Source organism: Massilia arenae (assembly GCF_008014745.1).
In the GTDB taxonomy this organism is placed as follows: Bacteria; Pseudomonadota; Gammaproteobacteria; order Burkholderiales; family Burkholderiaceae_D; genus Telluria; species Telluria arenae.
Window position 1 is genome coordinate 94,034 of sequence record NZ_VPFD01000016.1, and the last position, 20,419, is coordinate 114,452.

Consider the following 20,419-nt stretch of genomic DNA (forward strand, 5'->3'; position numbering starts at 1 on the left):
AACACGGCTGTTTCAATTACATGAGCAGCGCATATTGTGCATATAAATGCATATGTCAGCCTTCCGGCGGCTCCGGAACGTCGGGCCGGTCCAGCAATTCCTGCGCCAGCCTCAAGCCCTCGACCATCACCGAAAGCGCCTCGTGCTTGCTCGCTTCGTCCGGCACGCGCAGCACGTACGACGGGTGATAGACCGTCACCACCCAGCTGTCGCCATGGCGCACCGGCCGTCCCAGCTTGTCCTTCAACGTCACGCTGCCGGTCTGCAGCACCGACTTGAGCGCGGTCGCGCCCATGGCCACGATGACCCTGGGTTTGCGGGTGGCGATCTCCTTCTCGAGCCAGTAGTGGCAGGCCTCGATCTCCTTCTGCGCCGGCGTCTTGTGCAGGCGCCGCTTGCCGCGCGGCTCCCACTTGAAATGCTTGACGGCGTTGGTGATGTAGACGCCCTCGCGCTCCACGCCGGCCTGCTCGAACACGCGGTCGAGCAGCTTGCCGGCCGGGCCCACGAAGGGCCGGCCGGCCAGGTCTTCCTGGTCGCCCGGCTGTTCGCCGACAAGCATGATCTTTGCGTGTTTCGGCCCTTCGCCGCCGACCGCCTGGGTCGCGTGTTCCCAGAGCTCGCAGCGTCGGCACTCGTCCAGCTTCGACGGCAGCTGTCGCTCGGGCTGCGCCATTTCCGCTTCGATCGGGATCGTGCGACCGCTGCGCCTTCCCACCGCCTCCACCTGGCCGATGCGGCGCGCGCCGAGGCCGGCCTGGCTTACCAGGGACGGCACCAGCGCGCCTTCCGGCAGGTTCTTCCAGAAGCGCGAAGGAATATGGCTGTTCATCACCTGCGTGTTCAGGCGCGCCGGATTGAAGATGCTGCGGTAATAGGTCAGCCACAGCGCCTCGCCGGCATCGTCGAGATCGGCCGCGCTCGACATCAGGGGGCCGGTATGGTGCAGGGTGGCGCCGTCCCACAGCACGCTGGCGTCGGGCGTGGCGATCATCCAGCTCACTTTGCCCATGCGCGCGACGAAGTGTTCGGCCACCTGCGGCAAGACATCGTGGGCGGGTTCGAACCAGGCCACGAAATGGGGCGCGCCGGCCTCCATCGGCCGTTCGCGGAATCGGATGTAGGCGTGCATATCGTGTACCTCGCGCCGCACTGCCTTGGCCATCGTGTGCAGCCGCTGCCCGTCCGGATCGGCGGGCGACTGCACGTCGTGCTCGCCCTGCTGCCAGCGCCAGATCACCCGGTACAGGAAGGCCCAGCGGTCATGGTCGCGGTAGCAGGCGGCGGTCTGCAGCATCTCCATCAGGGAGCGCGGGACTTGTGGCCTCGGCGGCCTTGGCGCCGTTGCGTTCGAAGGCTCCTGCGCGGCTGCTTGCACCTGGGACGACAGAAGGTCGCCTCCATGATGCGCGGCCTCGCCCGGCGCACCCGAGAACAGGTCGGCGCCCGGCGCACCCCAGGTGATCGCCTGGGGCGGCACGCCGGCGCGCAGCAGTTCGCGCGCCACCGCGCGCCACGTGGTAAAACCGTCCACCAGCAACGGCTGGCCCGCGCGCACGCTCGCTACCGCGGTTGCGGCGAGGGCGGCGGCGCTGGCGTCCAGGTTCATGCCGCCTGCAATTCGGGCCACAGGTTCATCTGCTGCGGCGCATCGGCCATGTGCTTGCGCAGCAGGTCGGAACTGGTCGCGCCCTGCGCCGGCTTGTAGTCGGCGGTGACGACGAAGGGGGCGAGCTTCTTGAGGCTGCAGCGCAGGCGAGACAGATCTTCCCAGCGGATGCGGCGCAGGCGGCGCAGCTCGACGATGCGCTTGGCGTTGCGCAGGCCGATGCCAGGAATGCGCGGGATCAGCGATGCATCCACCCGGTTCAGGTCCATCGGAAAATGCTCGCGATTGCTCAAGGCCCAGGCCAGCTTGGGGTCGACGTCCAGCGCCAGGTTGCCCGTCTGCGGCATCAGTTCGCCGGCCGTGAAGCCATAGCCGCGCAACAGAAAGTCTGCCTGGTACAGGCGGTGCTCGCGCAGCAGCGGCGGCGGCGCCAGCGGCACGCTGCCGGGGCTTTGCGGGATCGGGCTGAAGGCCGAGTAGTACACGCGCTTGAGTTTATAGCTGCCGTACAGCGTCTCGGCCGTGTTCAGGATGGTGTGGTCGTCGCTGGCGTCGGCGCCGACGATCATCTGCGTGCTCTGGCCGGCCGGCGCAAAGGCCGGCGCCTTCGGCTCTTCGGCTTTTTCGTCCAGCTTGCGGCGAATGGAACCCATCGCCAGCTTGATCGTGTGGACGCTCTTTTCGGGCGCGAGGCGGGTCACGCTGTCGTGGGTCGGCAGCTCGATGTTCACCGACAGGCGGTCGGCCCAGCGGCCGGCTTCCTGGATCAGCAATGGATCGGCGTCGGGGATGGTCTTGAGGTGGATGTAGCCGCGGAACTGGTGCACCTCGCGCAGCTGGCGCGCCACCGCGACCAGCTGCTCCATCGTGTAGTCGGCCGACTGGATGATGCCCGAGCTGAGGAACAGGCCGTCGATGTAGTTGCGCAGGTAAAAATCCTGGGTCAGCTTGACCACCTCGTCGACCGCGAAGCGCGCCCGCGGCACGTTCGAGGTGCGCCGGTTGATGCAGTACTGGCAGTCGTAGATGCAGAAATTGGTGAGCAGGATCTTGAGCAGCGAGACGCAGCGGCCGTCCGGCGTATAGCTGTGGCAGATGCCCATGCCGGTGGTGGCGCCCAGGCCGTCCTTGCCTTCGGAGCCGCGCTTGGGCGCACCGCTGCTGGCGCAGGATGCGTCGTACTTGGCCGCGTCGGCCAGGATTTCGAGCTTGTCGTTGAGTTCCATCGCGCAGGCGTGACTGTATGGGCATACAGTATAACGCGGCGTGCATACGCACACGGTGCACTGGCGCAGCCGTGCACACCTGCCGACGGTTCAAATGCGGTACATCAGACTGAAATCAAACGCTCCGCCTGGGACAACTGTTGCGGCTCCATCCGCCCGGCGATCTTTGCCATGTAGGCCGTGGCCGGCGCCACGCCGGCGCCGCCGGCCCGGTGCAGCCAGGCATAGGCTTCGACCAGGTCGCGCTGGGCGCCCTGTCCCGCCGCATACATCACGCCGAGGTTGAACTGGGCCCGCGCATGGCCCTGGCGCGCGGCGCACAGGTACCAGAAATGGGCCGCCTCGTAGTCGCGCTCCACGCCCTTGCCGCAGTCGTAGCGCAGCCCCAGCTCGAACTGTGCCAGCGCGTGCCTGTGGTCGGCCGCCTTGTGGAACCAGTCGGTCGCCTCGAACGGGTCGCCGCTCTCCAGGCGGTCGAGCAGCGCGCCGACCATGTACTGGGCCGGCGCGTAATCCTGGCCGGCCGCGCGCCGGTACCAGGCCAGGGCCTGCGCGCTGTCCTGTTCGACGCCGTTGCCACTCTCATAGCGCAGGCCCAGGTCGAACTGGGCGCGCAGGTGTCCCTGCTCGGCCGCCTTGCGATACCACTCGGTCGCCTGGGCCGGATCCTGCTCGACCCCGTTGCCGGCATCGAGCAGCTGCCCAAGTTGGTACTGGGCCGCCGGCAGTCCCTGCTCGGCCGCGCGCCGGTACCAGGCGGCCGCCTGCGCCGCGTCGACCGCGACGCCCTGTCCGCGTTCATAGCGCATGCCGAGGCTGTTCTGGGCGCCGGCATGGCCCTGGTTTCCGGCGCGCCGGTACCATGCCAGGGCCAGCGCCTCGTCGCGCGCCACGCCGTGACCCGTGTCGTAGATCAGCGCGAGATTGAACTGCGAGCTGGCGTGTCCCTGCTCGCCGGCGCGGCCGTACCACAGGATCGCCTGCCGGCTGTCCTGCTCGACGTCCTGGCCCTTGTCGTAGCGCAGGCCGAGGTTGAACTGGGCCGGCGCATGGCCCTGCTCCGCTGCCTTGCGCATCCAGGCCAGCGCTTCGCGCGCGTCGCGCGCCACGCCCTGGCCGGCGTCGTAGCGCAGTCCCAGGTTGTACTGCGAGCGCATATAGCCCTGCTCGGCGGCGCGCCGATACCAGTGCAGCGCCGCTTCCTGGTCCTGGGCCACGCCCTTGCCGGTCTCGAACATCATGCCCAGGTTGTGCTGCGCGCCCGGCTCGCCCTGGTCGGCCGCCTGGCTGAACCAGTGCAGCGCCTGGCCCACGTCGCTGGCCACGCCATGGCCTTTCGCATACAGCCAGCCCAGGTTGTACTGGGCCGGCGCATAACCCTGTTCGGCCGCGCGCCCATACCAGTGGGCCGCCTGGCCGAAGTCCTGCTCGACGCCCTGGCCCTTCTGGAGCATCACGGCCAGGTTGTACTGGGCCTGCACCAATCCCGACGCCGCCGCCATCCGGTACCAGGCCACCGCCAGCTCGTCGCTCTTGGGCACGCCCTGGCCGCTCACGTACATGAAGCCCAGGCTGTGCTGGGCCTGCACCACGCCGCGCTCGGCCTGCGCCTTTACTCGCAAGAACTCAGCGCTATAAGTAGGCGTGGCGCTCGATTGCAGCGTGGCGTCGAGCATGATCGGTCAGGCCTGTACCGCGCGCAGGGCGCCGCCAGACTGGGTGCGCAGCGCGGCCATGAAGTCCTGCAGCGAGATCGGGCGATAGAACAGATAGCCCTGCATCGTCAGGCAGCCGTTGGCGCGCAGATAGCGCGCCTGCTCCTCGGTCTCGACGCCTTCGGCGATCAGGTTCAGGCCCAGGCCGCGCGCGATCGAGATGATCGCCAGGATCACCGGATAGTGGCCGTCTTCCTGGTGGATCTCCTTGACGAAGGACTGGTCGATCTTGACGGTATGGATCGGGAAGCGGTGCAGGTAGGACAGGGACGAGTAGCCGGTGCCGAAGTCGTCGATCGCGATCGACACACCCAACTGGCACAGCTTGTTGAGCTGCTCGATCGCATACTGCGGATTGCGGATGCAGATGTTCTCGGTGATCTCCACCTCGATCTGCTGCGGCGAGATGCCGTAGCGCGCCAGCGCGCCGCGCATCTTCTCGAAAAAGTCGCCGCGGTCCAGGTATTGCGGCGACAAATTCAGCGACAGGCGAATGTCGCTGCCGCCGATCGCATTCCAGTGCAGCATGTCGCGGCACAGCGCGCCGATCATCCAGTCCGAGATCGGCAGCATCAGGCCGTTCTCTTCGGCGAACGGCAGGAATTCGCCGGCCGACAGGCGCCCGCGGGTTGGATGGTTCCAGCGCATCAGGGCTTCGGCGCCGGTGATGCGGCCGCTCATGGCGTCGATCTGCGGCTGGTAGAACATCTCCAGCTCGTCGTGCTCGAGCGCGCGGCGCAAGGCCTGCTCGAGCGCGATCTTCTGGTGCGACACTTCGAGCATCGAGTCGTGGTAGAAGCTGTGGCCGTTCTTGCCCAGCGCCTTGACCTGGTACATCGCGATGTCGGCGTGGCGCAGCAGCTCGTCGATCGATTCGCCATCCTTCGGATAGATCGCGATGCCGATCGAGGCCGAGATGTGCACCTCGTGGCCGTCCAGGTCAAACGGTTCCTGCAGCACCTCCAGGAATTTATCGGCCACCATGCGCGCGTCGTCGCGGTCGCGCAGCTCGGGCAGCACGATGGTGAATTCGTCGCCGCCCTGGCGTGCCAGGGTGTCGCCCTTGCGCAGGCATTCCTTCAGGCGGCCGGCTGCCTGCTGCAGCAATTCGTCGCCCTTCACGTGGCCCAGCGTGTCGTTGACCAGCTTGAAGCGATCCAGGTCGATGAACATCACCGCGAGCTCGGTCTGCTTGCGCTTGGCCTGGATCACGGCCAGGCCGAGGCGGTCCTTGAACAGGATGCGGTTCGGCAGGTCGGTCAGGATGTCGTGGTAGGCCTGGTAGGAGATGACTTCTTCGGCGCGCTTGCGGTCGGTGATGTCGCGCGCCACGCCATAGGTGCCGAAGAATTCGAGCTTCCTGACTTCCTGGTCCGGCACGTGCATGCCGATCGCGTTGAGCGAGATCGTCATCAGGGTGGTGTTGAAGGTGCGGTCATGGCCGTTGCCGCCACGGCACTTCAGACGCAGCTCGACGTTGCGCGAAGCGCGCTCGTCGACGCGGCGCTCGTTGAAAACATAGCGCGCGCGCTCCAGGTCTTCCTCGTGCACCAGGATCGAGTAATGCTGGCCGATCAGCTCTTCGCGGGTATAGCCCAGCAGCTGGTAGGCGCGGTCATTGACGAAGGTGAAGCGGCCCTCGTGGTTCAGCGTATAGATGATGTCCGGCGACGAATCCACCAGGTAGCGGTACATCTTCTCGGAGTTCTCGAGCTGGTTCGCGATGCGCGCATTATCCAGCGTCAAGCGCCGCCGCTGCAGCGCATTGCTCACGGTGGAGAGCAGCTCTTCGCGGCTATAGGGCTTGCGCAGGTAGCTGTAGGCGCCGCGCTTGAGCGCGCCGATCGCGGCGTCGATGCCGATCTCGCCGCTCATCACGATGACGTCGGCGTCGATGCCCTTCTCGTTGATGAAGTCCATGATCTCGTGGCCGCCGATGTCGGGCAGGCGCAGGTCGAGCAGGACCAGGTCAAAGTGCTGGCGCGAAAGGTGTGCCAAAGCGTCAGACCCGGACGGCGCTGTCGTGAGGCGGTAGCCGCGTCCCTGCAGCAGTTCGTACAGCGAGGACAGCAGGCGTGGCTCGTCGTCGACCAGCAGCAGGCGTGGCTGGCTGTCGGTCTCGAGGGTCTGGGAGAAGGGAGCGGGTTCGCCGGGAAGCATGGTGGCGGGATGCGCGTTCATGGTGAGGGTTAAGCGGAACCGAGGGCGCGCGCCGGGAGCGCGGGGGCCGCGCCGGCGCCGGACCACGCCGGCAGGAGGATTTCAAAGGAAGTGCCGGCGCTGCCGCTGCGGCAGGCGATGTGGCCGTCCAGCTGCTTGACCAGGCCGTGGACGATCGACAGGCCCAGGCCGCGGTTGCCGTTGGCGCCGGCGTTGGCGCCGTCCTTGGCGCTCCTGACCGGAGAAAACAGGTTGGCCAGCACCTCGCGCGACAGGCCCGGGCCGTTGTCGCTGACGACGAGCTCCAGGTAGACCTTGCGCTCGCGGTTCACGTGGCCGCGATTGACGATCTCGATCCGCCCCGCCGGGCGCGAACCCAGGGCCTCGACCGCGTTCTTGACCAGGTTGACCAGGATCTGCTTGAGCAGGTCGGGATCGCCCTCGATCGCGCCATCGCCCTCCATGCGCGCCATGACCTGGGTCGTGGCCGGCACGTAGCCGCTGCCGCGGAACAGGCGCAGCACGTCGTCCACCACCTTGGCCGCATCGAGCGGACGCGGAACGGCGTCCGGCGTCCTCTGGTCGGCCAGGCTGCCGATCAGCTGGCCGACGCGGTCGATCTCTTCGTTCAGGATCGACAGCTCGCCGCCCACCGGCTCCTGGCGCGCCAGCTTGCCGTCCAGGACACTGAGGTAGTTCTTGATGATCGCCAGCGGGTTGTTCACTTCGTGGATCACGCGGCGCGAGGCGTCGCGGAATTCCTCGGCCACGCTGGCCAGCTGGCGCCGCGCGTGGCCGCGCTCGAGCAGCAGGTTTTCCAGCGCGCTCGCGGCCTGCGCGCCGAAGGCCTGCATGAAGCGCTCGCGGCGCTGGCAATGCGGCAGCTGCCAGCCCGGCACGCCGCCGACCAGCACGCCCAGGCAGCGCGGACCGGCGACTAGCGGCACCACCACCAGGCTGTCGGTGCCAAGCATGCGCAGCAGCTGTTCCTCGGCCAGGCCCAGTTGATCGTGGTGGCGCGCACGCTGCACGAAAGCCGGACGGCGTTCCAGCGCGCTGCGCGCGACCGGGCCGCCTTTCGCCAGCGGCAGCGTGAACTCGGCGATGCGCTGCGCGCCGAAGGTCGGGGCGCCGGCAAGCAGCTGGCCGGTCGGGTTCTCGAGCAGCACCACGGCGCTGTCGAAATCGAACAGGATGCGCGCGGTGCGCGTCATCGCGTCCAGCAGGCCGGATTCGCCCTGCTGGCGCGCCAGGCTCTGGCCGACTTCGGACACCAGCACCATATTGCGCACTTCCTCATTCAGGCGCTGCTGCACCGGATCGGCGGGCGGCGGCGGCGCCCAGGCCGGCGGACTCGGGATGTCGTCGGCGCCCGCCAGGTCGATGCCCAGGTGGGCGGCGGCCTGCTCGACCTGGCGCGCGGCCTTCTCGATCAGCTTGGCCGCCTGCGCGGCATCGACGCCGCACAGCGCGCCGGCTTCGTTCACCATCGTCGCATCGTCCGCATGATGGGACAGCACATGCGCCAGGCGCACGATGCGGATCAGGGGATGGCTGGATTCGAGCCGCTCGCTCGGTTCGTGGTGGTACAGCACCGCGTCGGCCAGGAAGGAATCGAGCTGCCAGCGCTCGATCAGCCAGGCGCCGGCCTCGGTGTGGGTGATCTGCAGGGTGCGCTGCTCGACCGCGCACAAATCGTCGTCGTCGCGCGCGGTGAAGTTGAAGCCGTATTCCTTGGGCGCCGCGGCCAGCAGCGCCAGCCGGCCGACGTTGTGCAGCAGGCCGGCCAGGTAGGCTTCTTCGGGATGCGCGTAGTCGAGCGAGCGCGCCACGTCGCGCGCCAGCACCGCCGCGGCGAGCGAATGCTTCCAGAACGCGCGCAGGTCGATGCTGTTCGAATGCGGGAAGCTGTTAAAGGTCTGGAACACCGAATCGCTGATGACCAGGGTCTTGATCATGTCGGTGCCGAGCGCCACCAGCGACTGTTCGAGGTCGGCGCTGCGCGTGTGGCGGTGGTAGGCGGAGCTGTTGGCGACCGCCAGCAGCTTGCCGGTCATGCCGGCATCCTTCGCGATCAGGGCGGCAAGTTCCGGCATGCCGAGGTCGTCGGCCTGCAGGTGCTCGATCAGCTTGACCAGGATCTGCGGCATGGCCGGCAGACGGGCAATCAGCAAACGATTGCGGATGTCCTGGTCGGATTGGTGCATGTTTTCTAGCACGGCCGCCACTTGTCGAAGGTTGGGTTGGTGGCATTGCCCGCTACCCGGGGGCGGCCACAACATCTGGCACTTCAGTCAATGGAACAGGCGAGTGAATTGCCCTCTGCTCCGGATGTAAAAAACGTATCGTAGCATATATACATTTCTGATCAGGAACAATAGTTCCACTAATAACTGTTGCCGAGGATTAGTTCTAACTGTACGGCAGAGGGGAATGAGGCCTATGCTTGTTGCATCGATACGACTGTTGCATAAAAAATCGTGAGTTTTAGACACAAAAAACCCGGCAGGAGCCGGGTTCATGTTTAGGGGACCTGCTCTCCCCGTGCGCGCAATTTTCGCCGGTGGCGCCGCGCCGTATCCCAGAACGCCAGCGAGACCAGCACGAAGAACATCTGGCCGACGGCCAGCGCCAGCACCGAGTGCGACAGCATCGGCGCGACGACGCCGGCCACGATTGCGCCGAGCAGGGTCGAGACGAAGGACTGGCACGAGGCCACGGTGCCGCGGATGTGCGGGAACAGGTCGAGCGCCAGCAGGGTCGCGCCGGGCGCGATCAGCGAGCTGCCGAAGGTGAAGAAGAACATCGGGGCCACCGTCCACGGTAGTGCCGGCGGCAGGAAGGCGTGATAGGTCACGTTGAAGGTCACCGCGGCGAGCATGAAGAAAAAGCCGATGCGGATCTGGCGCGCGAAGTCCATCCTGCCGGCCAGGCGGTTGGCCATCAGCGAACCGAGGAAGATCCCGCTCACGGTCGGCACGAACAGCCAGGCGAATTGCGACGGCCCCAGGCCCAGGCTCTCGGGCAGCATGACCGGCGCCGCCGCGATGTACAGGAACAGGCCGCCGAAGTTCAGGGCGGTCACGCCGGCCTTCATGTGGAACAGGAAGGAGCTGAAGATGGCGCCGTAGCTCTTGGCCAGGAAGCGCGGGTTGAATGGCTGGCGCTGGGTGCTGGGGATGGTCTCGGGCAGGTGCTTCCAGCAGAACCAGGCGAGCAGCACGGTGTACATGCACAGCGCCAGGAAGATCGCGCGCCAGTCGAACCACAGCACGATCCAGCCGCCCACCACCGGCGCGATGGCCGGCGCGATCGAGAAGATCATCGTCACCATCGACAGCAGGCGCGCCGCCGCGGTGTCGGAATACAGGTCGCGGATGATGGCGCGCCCCACCACCACGCCGGCCCCCGCCGACACGCCCTGCATGATGCGGAACACCCACAGGTAATGTACCGAGGACGCGGAGGCGCAGCCGAAGGTGCCGATCGCGAACACCACCAGCGCCACCAGGATCACGTTGCGGCGCCCGAAGGCGTCCGACAGCGCGCCATGCCACAGCACCATGCCGGCGAAGGCCAGCATATAGGCGGTCAGGGTCTGCTGCACCTCGAGCGGGGTCGCCGCCAGCTCGGCCTGGATCTGCGGGAAGGCCGGCAGGTAGGCGTCGATCGAGAACGGCCCCAGCATCGCCAGGGCCGCCAGCAGGGTGGCCAGGCCGCCGGCCGACAGCATCACGATCTTGTGGGGGGGAGGAAGTGGAACCGGGGTGACGGGGTCCTTCGGAAGATCGGGCGGGTCGGTTGGCGGCAGCATCGTCAGTCCAGGTCAGTCCTGCTTTGGTTTCGCTTCTTCGCGGCGGTTGAAGCCTGCCACCATGTCGAAGCGGAACAGGCGGCACTCGAGCGCGCCGTTGAAGAACGGCGTCTTGCGCGATTCCTTCAGGCGCAGCATCTTCGGCAATCCCAGATCGGCAGTGAACAGGTAGGCGGTCCAGCCGGCGAAGCGCTGCTTGAGCGTGGTGGAAAAGGCCGAGTAGAAGCCCAGCGCCATCTCGTCCTGCGGGACGGTGCTGTCGCCGCGCACGCCGATCCGTTCGCCGTACGGCGGGTTGGTGAGCAGGATGCCTGCCTGTTCGGTCGGCGCCACCACGTGCTGGGCCTCGATCTGCTTGAGCGGCACGTCGAACAGGATGCCGGCCACCTTCAGGTTATGGCGCGTCATGGCGACCATGTCGCCCGAGATGTCGGAGCCGAAGATGGTTGGCTCGGTCGGCAGCGGGTTCGGCTTGATCGCAGCCTTCATGTCGGCCCAGGCCTGGCGGTCGTGGTCGGCGAATTGTTCGAAGGCGAAGCGGCGGCGCGCGCCGGGCGGGATGCCCTGCACCATCTGGGCCGCCTCGACCAGGATCGTGCCCGAGCCGCACATCGGGTCGAACAGCGGCACGCCCGGCTTCCAGCCCGAGACGCGCAGCAGACCCGCGGCCAGGTTTTCGCGCAGCGGCGCGTCGCCCGTCTCTTCGCGCCAGCCGCGCTTGAACAGCGCTTCGCCCGAGGTATCGAGGTAGATGATGAAGTTACGCTGGTCGAGGAAGCCGACGATGCGCATGTCCGGCTCGCGGGTGTTGACCGAGGGGCGCTTGTCGTACTGGTCGCGGAAGCGGTCGCAGATCGCGTCCTTGATCTTGAGCGTGGTGAATTCGAGGCTCTTGAGCGGCGACTTGACGGCGGTGACGTCCACCCGGATCGTGTGATCGGGGCCGAACCAGTCTTCCCAGGGCTGCTCGAGCACCAGGTCGTAGATGTCGTTCTCGTTGCTGTAGCTACGCTGGCCCATGCGCATCAGCACGCGCGAGGCGATACGCGAATGCAGGTTGACCAGCCAGGCGTCCTGCATCGAACCCGAGCAGTGCACGCCGCCCGGCACCTGGTTGTGCACCTTGAAGGTGGTGGAGAGTTGGGCGATCTCGCCCAGCTCTTCGGCCAGCGCCGCTTCCATGCCGCGCGGGCATGGGCAAAAATATGAGGCCATGAGGGGTACCCTTTGTCCGTTGATGAAACTGTGTTGATAACGCGTCACCGGTTGTGCCGGATGACCGTCAGAATAGTTATTGCTACCTGCTTGCGCACGTCGTTCCCGCGAAGGCGGGAACCCAAGTCTTAAGCGCAGCCAGCAGCGCATGCGCAAGTGGCTGAGCAAGCACCTTGGGTCCCCGCCTTCGCGGGGACGACGTGCACAGGCCGCGTCTTAGAACGGCTTGACCGTCGCGAGAATCACGATCACCAACAGCAGGATCACCGGCACTTCATTGAACCAGCGGAACCACTTGTGGCTGCGCGTGTTCACGCCGCGCTCGAATTTCTTCAGGATCGAACCGCAGGCGTGATGGTAGCCGATCGCCAGGATCACCAGCACCAGCTTCGCATGCAGCCAGCCGTGCTTCATGCCGATCATCATCGCGAGGTACAGGCCGAGCAGCAGCGCCGGCACCATCAGGATCGTGGTGAAGCGGTACAGGCGGCGCGCCATGCCCAGCAGGCGTTCGGTCGCGGCCGGGTTGGTTTCCTGGGCCAGGTTCACGAAGATGCGCGGCAGGTAGAACAGGCCGGCGAACCACGAGGCGATGAAGACGATGTGCAGGGCTTTGATCCAGAGGTACATGCGGTTCCTTGTTGTTGATTATTGACGAACTTCGCCGTGCCCGAACACGACGTATTTGAGCGAGGTGAGTCCTTCCAGCCCGACCGGGCCGCGCGCATGCAGCTTGTCGTTCGAGATGCCAATCTCGGCGCCCAGACCGTATTCGAAGCCGTCGGCGAAGCGGGTCGAGGCGTTCACCATCACCGAGGCCGAGTCTACTTCGCGCAGGAAGCGCATGGCGCGCGTGTAGTCCTCGGTGACGATGGCCTCGGTGTGCTTCGACGAGTACGCGGTGATATGGTCGATCGCCTCATCCATGTCGGCCACTACCTTCACCGCCAGGATCGGGGCCAGGTATTCGGTCGCCCAGTCTTCCTCGGTGGCGGCGGCCAGGTGCGGATAGCCGGCCAGGATCTCACGCGACTCCGGGTCGGCGCGCAGCTCGACCTCTTGCGTCGCATACAGCGCGGCCAGGCGCGGCAGCACGGTGGGCGCGATCCCGCGCGCCACCAACAGGGTCTCCATCGTGTTGCAGGTGCCGTAGCGGTGGCATTTGGCGTTGAACGCGACCGCCAGCGCCTTCTCGACGTCGGCCTTGTCGTCGATGTAGACGTGGCAGATGCCGTCCAGGTGCTTGATCATCGGCACCGTGCTTTCCTTCATCAGGCGCGCGATCAGGCCCTTGCCGCCGCGGGGGACGATCACGTCCACGTACTCCGGCATCGTGATCATGGCGCCCACCGCCGCGCGGTCGACGGTGTCGACCACCTGCACCGCGTCTTGCGGCAGGCCGGCGCCCGCCAGGCCCTCGGCCACGAGCGTCGCCAGCGCGCGGTTGCAGTGGATCGCTTCCGAACCGCCGCGCAGGATGGCGGCGTTGCCGCTCTTGATGCACAGGCCGGCCGCGTCGACCGTCACGTTCGGGCGCGCCTCATAGATGATGCCGATCACGCCCAGCGGCACGCGCATCTGGCCGACCTGGATGCCGCTCGGCCGCACCTTCATGTTCGAGATCTCGCCGACCGGGTCGGGCAAGGTGGCGATCTGGCGCAGGCCGGCGACCATGGTGGCGATCGCACTGTCCGACAGGGCCAGGCGGTCCATCAGGGCCGGGGCCAGGCCGGCCGCCTGCGCCGTTTCCAGATCCTTCTGGTTGGCGGCGCGCAGGCTATCGGCATCGCGTTCGATGGCGGCGGCGATCAGTTCCAATGCGCGGTTGCGGGTGGCCGTATTGGCGCGCGCCATGGCGCGCGAGGCGGCCCGGGCCTGGCGGCCCAGTTGGTGCATGTGTGCGGTGATGTCCATCGTGTTCCCGTTGCGTTATCGATCAGGCGCGCCGAGCGATGCACATCCGTATCGAGAGCGGCTGCCTTAGCGCGCCACCTTCAACGCCAGCTGCAACATCGCATCCCACGCGTCGCCCGCGAACCTCTTCGCGCGCAAGCCCTTGACCATGCGGTCGACCTGCGCCGCGTCCTGCAGCGCCGCTTCGAGCGTGCCAAGCGACACGCGGCGCAGCGCCGGTTCCATCATCCGCTCGCGCGGTCCCCAGATCCGGTATTCCTTCAGCAGCGCGCCCAGCGGGCGTCCCTGCGACATGCCGGTCTTTAATTTTAGCAGCGTGCGGATTTCTTCGGACACCGCCCACAACACCAGCGGCAGCGCCTCGCCCTCGCCTTTCAAACCCTCGAGCATGCGCGCCAACCTCGCCGGATCGCCGCCCAGCATCGCCTCGGACAGCTTGAACACGTCGTAGCGCGCCACGTTCAGCACGGCGTCGTGCACCTGTTCGAAACTAAGCTTGCCCGGCTCGTACAGCAGCCCCAGCTTCTGGATTTCCTGGTGCGCCGCCAGCAGGTTGCCCTCGACCCGGTCGGCGATGAAGTCCAGGCTCTGGCGCTCGACGCTCTGGCCCTGGCTCGACAGCCGCTGGCCGATCCAGCCCGGCAGGTGGGCGCGTTCGACGTTCGGGATCTCGATATAGACCGCCGACTGCTGCAGCGCCGTCACCCACGACGACTTGGCGGTCTGCCAGTCCAGCTTCGGCAGCGTGATCAGGGTGAGATTGTCGGGACTGAGATCTTTCGCGTAGCTCTGCAGCGCGGCGCTGCCGTCCTTGCCCGGTTTGCCGGTCGGGATGCGCAGCTCGATCAGCTTCTTGTCGCCGAACAGCGACAGCGCCTGGTTGGCGGCCAGCAGCTCGCCCCACTTGAAACTGCGCTCGACCGTCAGCACGTCACGCTCGGTGTACCCTTGCGCGCGCGCCGTCTTGCGGATCCGGTCGGCCGCTTCCAGCGCGAGCAGGTGCTCGTCGCTGGCGATCACGTACAGGGGAGCCAGTCCCTTGCCCAGATGGCCGTCGAGTGCCTCGAGCCGCAACTGCATCGTCGCTTACTTCCTCACGCCGGCTTGATCGCGGCCAGGCGACGCAGGATCTGCTGCACCAGGTCGGACTGCATGTCGCGGTACAGCAGCGCTTCTTCCGATTCCTTGGCCAGCACCTGCGATTCGTCGAAGGCGATGTTGCGGCGCAGGGTGATCTCGGTCGGCGCCAGCAACTGGCGGTTGTTGGCGTCGCGCACCTGGAACACCAGGGTGTAGCTGAGCGAATACTCGCGCACCCGGCCCAGGCTGTTGAGCGACAGGATCGATTTGCCGCGCGTTTCGCTGATCACGTCGAACAGGGCCTGGGCCTTCGAGGCGTCGGTCTCGATGCGCACGGTGTCGCCCGCGCGCAGGTTGCGCTTGAGTTCCGTGCCCAGCGGCGAGGCTTCGCCGAACGACAGCCAGATGCTCTGGAACGGCAGGTTGTACTGGCCGTCGCTGCCGCGCAGCTGGAAGCCGCAGCCGGCCAGCACGCCTGCCATCAAGAGTGCCGCCAGCGCACGCACCAGGGTCTTGTTCGACATATTGATCCTTACACCACGATGTTGACGAGTTTGCCCGGCACCACGATGACCTTCTTCGGCGTGCCTTCGATGAACTTCTGCACCGCCTCGGAAGCCAGGGCCGCGGCTTCGATGGCGGCCTTGTCGGCCTCCTTCGCCACCTTGACCGAGCCGCGCAGCTTGCCGTTCACCTGGATCATCATCTCGATCTCGGACTGCTCCAGCGCGGCCGGGTCGACCTGCGGCCAGGCGGCGTTCAAGATGTCGCCATGGGCGCCGGCAAAGCCCAGTTCCTGCCACAGCGCGTGGGTGATGTGCGGCGCGACCGGGTTCAGCAGGCGCAGGAAGATCGAGAAGCCTTCGGCGACGATCGCGTTCGAGGCCGCCGAGTCGTCCAGCTTGGCCGACTCCAGCGTGTTGAGCATCTTCATGCAGGCCGAGACCACGGTGTTGTACTGGATGCGCTTGAGGTCGTAGTCGGCCTGCTGCAGCACCTTGTGCACTTCGCGGCGCAACGTCTTCTGGTCGTCGTTCAGCGTGCCTTGCGCTTCGCCATTGAAGCTGGCGGCGATGCGCTCGCGCTGCGCGTAGCCGAAGGCCCACACGCGGCGCAGGAAGCGGCTGGCGCCTTCGACGCCGCTGTTCGACCATTCCAGGGTCTGCTCGGGCGGCGAGGCGAACATCGTGAACAGGCGCGCAGTGTCGGCGCCGTACTGCTCGATCTGGGCTTGCGGGTCGATGCCGTTGTTCTTCGACTTCGACATCTTCTCGGTGCCGCCGATTTCCACCGGCTGGCCGTCGGCGCGCAGGGTCGCGCTCTGCGGACGGCCCTTGTCGTCGAAGGTCAGATCGACGTCGGCCGGGTTGAACCAGGTCTTCTTGCTCGACGCGTCTTCGCGGTAGTAGGTCTCGTTGAGCACCATACCCTGGGTGAGCAGGTTGACGAACGGCTCGTCGAACTTCACCAGGCCGAAGTCGCGCATCACCTTGGTCCAGAAGCGCGCGTACAGCAGGTGCATGACGGCGTGCTCGATGCCGCCGATGTACTGGTCCATCGGCATCCAGTAATCGTTGCGGGCATCGACCATCGCCTCGTTCGAACCCGGCGAGGTATAGCGCATGTAGTACCACGACGAATCGATGAAGGTGTCCATCGTGTCGGTCTCGCGACGCGCCGGCTTGCCGCATTTCGGGCAGTCGCATGTCAAGAACGCTTCGTCCTTGTTCAGCGGATTGCCGGTGCCGTCCGGGACCAGGTGCTCGGGCAGCACGACCGGCAGGTCGGCCTCGGGCACCGGCACGATGCCGCAGTCGCCGCAGTGGATCATCGGCACCGGGGTGCCCCAGTAGCGCTGGCGCGAAATGCCCCAGTCGCGCAGGCGGAAGGTGGTCTTCTTCTCGCCCAGGCCTTGTTCGGCCAGTTCACCGGCGACCGCGTTCACGGCCGAGGTGTAATCGAGGCCATCGTACTTGCCCGAATTGATGGTGCGGCCGGCTTCCTTGTCGCCGTACCACTCCTGCCAGGCCTCCAGCGAGAATTCCTGGCCTTCGACCGCCACCACCTGCTTGATCGGGAGGTTGTATTTTTTCGCGAAACCGAAGTCGCGCTCGTCGTGCGCCGGCACGCCCATCACGGCGCCGTCGCCATAGGTGATCAGGACGTAGTTGCCGACCCAGACCGGAATCTGTTCTTGCGTGACCGGATGGGTGACGAAGAGGCCCGTCGGCATGCCCTTCTTCTCCATGGTCGCCATATCGGCTTCGATCACGGAACCCATCTTGCACTCGGCGATGAATTCCTGCAGGGCCGGATTGTTGCGGGCCGCGTGCTGGGCCAGCGCGTGTTCCGGCGCCACGGCGCAGAAGGTCACGCCCATGATGGTGTCGGCGCGGGTGGTGAACACATACAGCTTGCCTTCGCCGATCGCGTCGCCGCTGTCGTCTTTCACGCTATGCGGGAAGGCGAAGCGCACGCCGGTCGACTTGCCGATCCAGTTAGCCTGCATGGTGCGCACGCGCTCCGGCCAGCCCGGCAGCTTGTTGTCGACGTGGTCGAGCAGTTCGTCGGCGTAGTCGGTGATGCGCACGTAGTACATCGGGATCTCGCGCTTCTCGATCAGCGCGCCCGAACGCCAGCCGCGGCCGTCCACGACCTGTTCGTTGGCCAGCACGGTCTGGTCGACCGGGTCCCAGTTCACGGTGCCGGTCTTCTGGTAGATGATGCCCTTCTCGAGCATCTTGAGGAACATCCACTGGTTCCACTTGTAGTAGTCCGGTTTACACGCGGTCATCTCGCGCGACCAGTCGATCGCCAGGCCCATCGATTCCATCTGGCCACGCATGTGGGCGATGTTCGAGTAGGTCCATTCGGCCGGCGGCACGTTATTGGCCATCGCCGCGTTTTCGGCCGGCATGCCGAACGCATCCCAACCCATCGGCATCAGGACGTTATAGCCATTCATCCGCAGGTAGCGGTACATCACGTCGTTGATCGTATAGTTGCGCACGTGACCCATGTGCAGCTTGCCCGATGGGTAAGGCAGCATCGAGCAGGCGTAATACTTGCCTTTCGGGAAACGAGGATCGTTTTCGACGGCCTTATAGGCGTCGATCGATTTCCAGTAGGCCTGGGCGGCTTGTTCTACTTCGGCTGGACTATATTTTTCTTGCATGATTCTGCAGACGTAAGGTGGGATGTGGAACCGGTCATTATAACTGGTTCATTTTGCACTGCGGAGTGGCGCGGTGCAGGCGGGAAAAATATGAAAAAAAGGCAGCGTCTCGATGAACGCTGCCCCAGGGAAATCAACGCAGGATCAGCTCCAGCGCCGGCTTTTCGCCGTAATCCTCATAGCGCTCGTTGATGCCGCCGACGCAATAGCTCAGCTCTTCGATCAGGTCCGGCGCCGCCGCCTTCATCTTGTCGGCCTCGAGGATGACGATTTCCAGCACTTCATCCGCTTTCAGGCGGAACTTGGTCATGTTCTCGTCGTCGCGCAGATAGCTCATGCAGTCGACCCAGGCGTCGATGCTGTCCGCATACGAGTCCGGGAAACCGAAGGCCTCGCGGCTCTGCTGATGAAACGATGCCTCATCGACAATGACGGCGCCGTTCAGTTCTGCCACCGCCATGATCAACCTTTCAGGCCCAGCACATCCTGCATGTCGAACAGGCCGTTGGCCTTGTCCGCCAGGAAGCGCGCCGCGCGCAGCGAGCCGTGGGCATAGGTCACGCGGCTGCTCGACTTGTGGCTGATCTCGATGCGTTCGCCGGTGCCGAGGAACATCACGGTATGGTCGCCCACCACGTCGCCGCCGCGCACGGTGGCGAAGCCGATGGTCGACGGATCGCGCTCGCCGGTGACGCCTTCGCGGCCATAGACGGCGCATTCCTTCAGGTCGCGGCCGATGGCGTCGGCGATCACTTCGCCCATCCTCAGTGCGGTGCCGGACGGCGCATCGACCTTGTGGCGGTGGTGCGCCTCGACGATCTCGATGTCATAGCCTTCCGAAAAACTCTTGGCGGCCATTTCGAGCAGCTTGAGCGTCACGTTCACGCCCACGCTCATGTTCGGGGCGAACACGACGCCGATTTTTTCACCGGCGGCGCGGATCGCGGCCTTGCCGGCCTCGTCGAAGCCGGTGGTGCCGATCACCATCTGCTTGCCGTTGGCAGCGCAGTATTCCAGGTGCTGCAGGGTGCCTTCGGGGCGGGTGAAGTCAATCAGCACGTCGGCATTGTGCAAGCCGTGCTTGAGGCTATCCTCGATCATCACGCCGGTCAGGAAGCCGGCGAAGGCGCCCGCGTCCTGGCCGATGAAAGGCGAACCCGGCAAGTCGAGCGCACCGGCCAGGCGCGCATCGGGTGCGTACTGGATGGCTTCGATCAGCATGCGGCCCATGCGGCCGCTGGCGCCAGCGACGGCGATATTCAACATCGTCATGCTCGCCTCCTTATTGCTGCGTTGCAGGCGCATTGACCTTGGCCGGCTCCACCGGGCGTCGGTCAGGATGGTCCTTGCTGCCCTTCGACGGTCCGGCGATGCGGTCGATGTACTCGCGCTCGCTCGGCAGATTGCCGCCCTCGAAACGCTCGACCACGTCGTCCTTGAAGAACACGGTCACGCGGCTGGTGGTCAGCTCGCCATTGCCGCGCGCCAGGTAGAACGGGTAATCCCAGCGGTCGGCATGGAAGGCATCCATCAGCAGCGGCGAACCGAGCAGGAAGCGCACCTGGTCGCGGGTCTGGCCGGCCTTGAGCTGGTTGAGCATCTCTTGCGAGACGAAGTTGCCCTGCTGGATGTCTGGACGGTAAGGCGAGAAGATCCACAGGAAACGCTGCAGGCGCGAGGCCTGGACGGTCTGGGCGCCGGCATTGGCGATGGCGGCCGACTTTTCCGCGTCGGACGCACTGGCGGCCGCATCCGTTGCCACCGGCGGCGCCGGACGCGTCTGGTTGCGCCAGGATGCGCAGCCGGACAGCGTCAAGGTGCAGGCGAGACCCGCCGCCAGAGCCGCTTTGGCGGAGAATCGATGGAATACGGCTTGTTTGACAGGCATAGTTAACCTCAATACGTTCGAGCGGGAGCGTCCAAAACGCTATATCATAAAGCACTCCGCCAATATTCGAGTGACAAACATGAGTAACAACCCGACTGACCTGAAGGCGAGCGGCCTCAAGGCCACGCTGCCACGACTGAAAATCCTGGAAATCTTCCAGAACAGCTCCGTACGGCATCTGACGGCGGAAGATGTTTACAAGATCCTTCTTGCTGACAACATGGACGTGGGCCTCGCGACCGTCTACCGCGTATTGACCCAGTTCGAGCAGGCTGGCTTGCTCAACCGTAACCATTTCGAGACCGGCAAGGCCATCTATGAGCTCAACGCCGGTTCCCACCACGACCACCTGGTGTGCGTCACCTGCGGCCGCGTCGAAGAGTTCTATGACGACGAGATCGAGAAGCGCCAGCAGATGATTGCCGAACAACACGGCTTCACGATCGTCGAGCATGCGCTGGCGATCTATGGCAGCTGCCCGCAGTGCCGGGGCGTCGCCAAGCCGGAGTAATTCCGGTGGCCGGCATTCCGGTGGCCGGCATTCCGGTGGCCGGCACGGCCGGCGTAAAAACAAGTAAAGGGCGCATGGGAACCATCCCATGCGCCCTTTCTCTATCTAAGCG

Annotated in this window: 16 protein-coding genes; 1 reads left to right on the forward strand and 15 read right to left on the reverse strand. The window is 65.7% G+C overall.

Annotation, left to right across the window (positions count from 1 at the left end):
• Positions 1-55: 55 nt before the first annotated feature.
• From FVD38_RS15605 to FVD38_RS15675, 15 genes are all read right to left on the reverse strand, one after another.
• On the reverse strand, positions 56-1,609 hold the full coding sequence (locus FVD38_RS15605; RefSeq protein ID WP_147935762.1) for a UdgX family uracil-DNA binding protein: 1,554 nt from the start codon (positions 1,607-1,609) through the stop codon (positions 56-58).
• Positions 1,606-2,835 carry a putative DNA modification/repair radical SAM protein gene (locus tag FVD38_RS15610; RefSeq protein ID WP_109346055.1) on the reverse strand — a complete coding sequence of 410 codons (1,230 nt, stop codon included), beginning with the start codon at positions 2,833-2,835 and terminating at the stop codon, positions 1,606-1,608. The genes FVD38_RS15605 and FVD38_RS15610 overlap by 4 nt, the downstream gene beginning before the upstream one ends.
• Before the next feature lie 104 nt (positions 2,836-2,939).
• A complete protein-coding gene (locus tag FVD38_RS15615) occupies positions 2,940-4,511 on the reverse strand; it encodes a tetratricopeptide repeat protein (RefSeq protein WP_147935663.1) in 1,572 nt (523 codons plus the stop codon).
• A 6-nt stretch (positions 4,512-4,517) separates the two neighbouring features.
• Positions 4,518-6,731, reverse strand: coding sequence for an EAL domain-containing response regulator (locus FVD38_RS15620; protein ID WP_147935664.1), 2,214 nt, complete (start codon positions 6,729-6,731; stop codon positions 4,518-4,520).
• Positions 6,732-6,739: 8 nt separating this feature from the next.
• A complete protein-coding gene (locus tag FVD38_RS15625; RefSeq protein WP_147935665.1) occupies positions 6,740-8,917 on the reverse strand; it encodes an HDOD domain-containing protein in 2,178 nt (725 codons plus the stop codon).
• Positions 8,918-9,234: 317 nt separating this feature from the next.
• Positions 9,235-10,524 (reverse strand): multidrug effflux MFS transporter, encoded by a 1,290-nt coding sequence (locus FVD38_RS15630; RefSeq protein ID WP_147935666.1) that lies wholly within the window; start codon positions 10,522-10,524, stop codon positions 9,235-9,237.
• Between the two features lie 12 nt (positions 10,525-10,536).
• Positions 10,537-11,739: a THUMP domain-containing class I SAM-dependent RNA methyltransferase gene (locus FVD38_RS15635; protein ID WP_414675154.1), complete on the reverse strand. Its 1,203-nt coding sequence runs from the start codon at positions 11,737-11,739 to the stop codon at positions 10,537-10,539.
• 216 nt (positions 11,740-11,955) lie between these two features.
• Positions 11,956-12,369 (reverse strand): CopD family protein, encoded by a 414-nt coding sequence (locus FVD38_RS15640; protein ID WP_123069768.1) that lies wholly within the window; start codon positions 12,367-12,369, stop codon positions 11,956-11,958.
• An 18-nt stretch (positions 12,370-12,387) separates the two neighbouring features.
• Complete coding sequence (locus FVD38_RS15645; protein ID WP_147935667.1) at positions 12,388-13,653, reverse strand: glutamate-5-semialdehyde dehydrogenase; 1,266 nt, start codon at positions 13,651-13,653, stop codon at positions 12,388-12,390.
• A gap of 66 nt (positions 13,654-13,719) precedes the next feature.
• Positions 13,720-14,733 carry a DNA polymerase III subunit delta gene (gene holA / locus FVD38_RS15650; protein WP_147935668.1) on the reverse strand — a complete coding sequence of 338 codons (1,014 nt, stop codon included), beginning with the start codon at positions 14,731-14,733 and terminating at the stop codon, positions 13,720-13,722.
• 14 nt (positions 14,734-14,747) lie between these two features.
• Positions 14,748-15,257 (reverse strand): LPS-assembly lipoprotein LptE, encoded by a 510-nt coding sequence (locus FVD38_RS15655; RefSeq protein WP_123069771.1) that lies wholly within the window; start codon positions 15,255-15,257, stop codon positions 14,748-14,750.
• Between the two features lie 8 nt (positions 15,258-15,265).
• On the reverse strand, positions 15,266-17,908 hold the full coding sequence (leuS, locus tag FVD38_RS15660) for a leucine--tRNA ligase (protein WP_147935669.1): 2,643 nt from the start codon (positions 17,906-17,908) through the stop codon (positions 15,266-15,268).
• Positions 17,909-18,041: 133 nt separating this feature from the next.
• Positions 18,042-18,368, reverse strand: coding sequence for a barstar family protein (locus FVD38_RS15665; RefSeq protein WP_147935670.1), 327 nt, complete (start codon positions 18,366-18,368; stop codon positions 18,042-18,044).
• A 2-nt stretch (positions 18,369-18,370) separates the two neighbouring features.
• Positions 18,371-19,180 (reverse strand): 4-hydroxy-tetrahydrodipicolinate reductase, encoded by an 810-nt coding sequence (dapB, locus tag FVD38_RS15670; protein WP_123071717.1) that lies wholly within the window; start codon positions 19,178-19,180, stop codon positions 18,371-18,373.
• 10 nt (positions 19,181-19,190) lie between these two features.
• Positions 19,191-19,796: an outer membrane protein assembly factor BamE gene (locus FVD38_RS15675; protein WP_183407546.1), complete on the reverse strand. Its 606-nt coding sequence runs from the start codon at positions 19,794-19,796 to the stop codon at positions 19,191-19,193.
• A 79-nt stretch (positions 19,797-19,875) separates the two neighbouring features.
• Here FVD38_RS15675 and fur point away from each other — a divergent pair, with 79 nt between their 5' ends.
• Entirely contained in the window at positions 19,876-20,307 is a 432-nt protein-coding gene (gene fur / locus FVD38_RS15680) for a ferric iron uptake transcriptional regulator (protein WP_147935671.1), read from the forward strand.
• The last annotated feature ends 112 nt before the right edge of the window (positions 20,308-20,419 follow it).